Origin of the sequence: Aestuariivirga sp., assembly GCF_041738905.1 — a bacterium.
In the GTDB taxonomy this organism is placed as follows: domain Bacteria; phylum Pseudomonadota; class Alphaproteobacteria; order Rhizobiales; family Aestuariivirgaceae; genus Aestuariivirga.
This window is the reverse complement of the sequence record NZ_JBGSOZ010000101.1, coordinates 1-3,478: the sequence shown is the minus strand read 5'-3', so window position 1 is coordinate 3,478 and position 3,478 is coordinate 1. Positions and strand designations below refer to the sequence as shown.

The window sequence follows — 3,478 nt, the reverse complement described above, 5'->3', positions numbered from 1 at the left end:
ACTGGCAAGCGCCTCGATAGACGTGGTAGCTTTCTTCATGGTGTTGCTCTCCATTCAGGATTGAACACCCCGAGCCTACGGCTCGAGGAGAGCAACGCCAACCTCACTCCAATTTTCTACATTGAGCGGGACATCCCCCTGCATGACAATCATGCGAATTGATTGATTGTGACAGTCATTGCCATCAGTCTGCAGGTAATTCCTGACTGGAAATGACTGAATTGCCTGATCTGTCGCGCACCGCACCTTCCCCATCGTCGCTGAAGGCCGCGGCGCGCGCCCAGCTTGGAGCGCTGATGGACGACCTCGAAAAGGCGGCCGCCGAAGGATCGAGCGTTCATGGCGCCCGGCGGCGCATCAAGCGGCTGCGCAGCCTGCTGCGGCTCATCCGCAGCGTGATCGGCGAGAGAGCCTATGTGAAGGCCAACGACACCCTTCGCGCCGCCGCCGATTCCCTGGCCGGACAGCGCCGCGCCGAAGCTCTCGTCGCAGCTGCAAGGAAACTCGATGACCGGTCGGCGGGCGGACAGCGATTGCTGAAGATTGCCGAAGATCATCGCCGGGACCATGCCGCGCTTTCCCCCGGGGATGCCCTTGCCGGGGCAATGCAGGCCGTGGCCTCAGCTTCAAAATCCGTCTCAGGCTGGAGAATTGCGAAAGGAACGCCTGCATCGATCTCGGACGCTTTCACACGAACTTACCGCACGGCGCGGAAGGATCTCGCGGCGGCCCTCGACAGCGAGGAACCCGAAGCGCTTCACGAGGCGAGAAAGCAGGTCATCCACCACCTCCACCATCTGGAATTGCTGCGCGGCGGGCTTCGCAAGCCGCCTGACACCCGGCTTGCCGAACTCGAGGTGCTGAGGGAGATTCTCGGCGACCTCAACGACCTCGACGAGTTGCGGCTACTCGCCGAGGCGAACGGCGAGCATCCCCGGAAACATGTTGCGAAGACAATCGCCCGGCATCGCGGCGTCCTGCTCGCGCGCGTGCGGAAAACCTGGAAGCCCCTGTTCAAGTCGAAGCCCAAGGCATTTGCAAAACGCATCGGCGCCATGTGGGATGAGGCGCAAGGCTGATTTGCAGAGCGGGGCGCGTGCCCCTAGTGTCCACCGCGCATGCCATCCCGATTCATCGCCTCGTCTCCCCGCGCCGCCATCCTCGCGGTCTTCACCTCGTTCGGCGCTGCCGTCGGCGCTCTCGCGGGTTCCATGCCCTCGATCATGCGCAATGCGGGGATCGATGCCGAGACGATGGGACTGGGCCTCACCATGTCCACACTGATGACCGTTTCGGCGATGTCGCTCGGCGGGCAGGTCGCGCGCTTCGCATCGAACCGCGCGGTTCTGCTGGCAGTGTTTCCGGCCTTCGGTCTGTTCCTCTTTGCCTATCTCACGGCTCAGTCTCCGCTGTGGTTCTACATGGCGATCATTCCGATGGGCGTTTGCTTCGGCCTCACCGATCTCTTCATGAATGCTGAGGCTGTAGCGATCGAGCATGACATGCGGAGACCGGTGTTCACCGCCTTTCACGGGTCGGTCTCGGCAGGCGTGGCGGCCGCCGCCATTGCATCGAGTTTCATCTCCACGCTGCTGGGCACATGGGCGACGGGACTACTCGTGATTGCCCTCTTTGCATTAGCCTGGAACATGGTCTGGCGCGGCATTCCCACGCGTGCCCTCGCGAAGCGCAAGACGGCGGAGGGCCGCTCCACGCTCCGCATCAAGACTCCCCTGGTGTTGCTGGGCATTTCGGCCGGCCTGATCATCGCGGCGGAGACCGCCGCACTCCTGTGGTCGGCGAAACTGCTCGACGAGCAGGCTCCTGCATTGGCCGCCGTGGCCGGTCTGGGCGCTGCTTTCTACGGCGTCTGCAACGCAGCGGTGCGCTTTCCAGGCGACCGGCTGCGCTCGTACTTTGGCGACATGCCGCTGATGATCGGCTCTCTGGTGGTAAGCATCGGCGGGTTTGCCGCACTTGGTTTCACCAAGAACTTCGCGGCAAGCGTTGCCGCCTTCGCGGCCGTGGGCCTCGGCACGGCTCTCCTCATTCCTTGCATCTTCGCCATGGCAGCGAACTTCTCGCCTGAAAACCGCGCCGGCGGCCTGAGCTTCGTGTCATTGCTCACCGCGGCGCCGCGCACGCTGGCGCCCTGGTTCTTCGGCCTCGTGGCTGCCGGCTTTGGCACCAGTGCCGCCTTCAGCCTCGTCGCCCTCGGTCTTGTGGCTGCGCTGGTTTTGATCATAACCTTGAAGCACACGGGGAAACACGCATGAGTGACGATCTGGATGCCGCGAAACGCAGTTCGCAGAGCTGGTACTGGTGGGGCATACCCACATTCTTCCGCTGCCCGTGGAACGAAGACCCGGCGGCCGCCGACATCGCGCTCGTCGGTGTGCCGCACAGTTCGGGAAATGGCTCGACGGAACGCGACCAGCATCTGGGCCCGCGGGCCGTGCGCAATGTCTCGGGCTTTTACCGCCGCAGCCATTTCGTCCATGGCTTCTCGCCTTGGGACGCTGCACGGGTGAACGACCTCGGTGACGTGCCGCTGCCGGAAGCGATGAACAACGAGGCCTGCGTGCGAGATATCGAGGCGTTCTATGCGCGGCTCGATGCTGCGGGCACGCGGCCCGTTTCGGTGGGCGGCGACCACTCGGTGACCGGGCCCATCCTCAAGGCAATTGCCGGCCCGGGACGCAAGCTCAGTGGCGGTAAACCCTGCGCGCTGATCCATTTCGATGCCCACACCGATTCCTATGACAACATGCCCCACTGGCTGGGCGCCAGGCGATCGGCCGCGCACTGGGCGGCCTATACGGCGAAGGAAGACGCCGTCGACCCGCATCGCAGTATCCAGGTTGGGATGCGTGGCCATCCGTCGGGCGCCATTCACAAGGGGGGCGTGGGCGGGTCAAGCCGCGAACTTGGCTATCGCGTCGTGACCATGCAGGAATTCGAGGATCTCGGTGTCAGCAAGACCGTGGAACTCATCCGTGAGCGTGTGGGAGACCAGCCAGCCTATATCACCTTCGATCTCGACTGCATGGATCCGTCTGTGGCGCCCGGCGTGTCCAACATCGAACCGGGTTTCAGCGGCTTCACCATCCGCGAGGCGACGCGGCTGCTGCAGGGGCTCAAGGGACTCAATATCATTGGTGGCGATGTCGTGTGCCTGATGCCGACCAAGGACAGCCCCAACCAGATCACCGCGCAGCTGGCGATGGTGATGATGTTCGAGATGATCTGCCTGATCGCGGCGGACAAAGTGCCGGAGGGCTGATCACCACAGCCCGCTCCTCACGTCGGAGAGAAACGAACGCGCGGATGGAATAACTGTATCCCTTCGCTAGCGGCCGCCTGGCATTGATTTCGATGTTGGAGATAGTTGTCTGAAGAGTGGCGCGATGATCGTGTCCACTATCTGATGATGGACACCATTTGTGATGTCGGTTGGCAATGACGGTGATTTTGCGCC

3 protein-coding genes are annotated in these 3,478 nt (G+C 62.9%); all 3 read left to right on the top strand.

Annotated elements, in window-relative coordinates:
• The first annotated feature begins 212 nt into the window (after nucleotides 1-212).
• From ACEW8Q_RS08600 to ACEW8Q_RS08590, 3 genes are read left to right on the top strand one after another with little or no spacing between them, the layout of a single operon-like run.
• Entirely contained in the window at nucleotides 213-1,079 is an 867-nt protein-coding gene (locus ACEW8Q_RS08600) for a CHAD domain-containing protein (protein WP_373503640.1), read from the top strand.
• Between the two features lie 39 nt (nucleotides 1,080-1,118).
• A complete protein-coding gene (locus ACEW8Q_RS08595) occupies nucleotides 1,119-2,276 on the top strand; it encodes an MFS transporter (RefSeq protein WP_373503639.1) in 1,158 nt (385 codons plus the stop codon).
• Complete coding sequence (locus tag ACEW8Q_RS08590) at nucleotides 2,273-3,283, top strand: arginase family protein (RefSeq protein ID WP_373503638.1); 1,011 nt, start codon at nucleotides 2,273-2,275, stop codon at nucleotides 3,281-3,283. Before ACEW8Q_RS08595 ends, ACEW8Q_RS08590 begins: the two co-directional genes overlap by 4 nt.
• Nucleotides 3,284-3,478 lie beyond the last annotated feature (195 nt).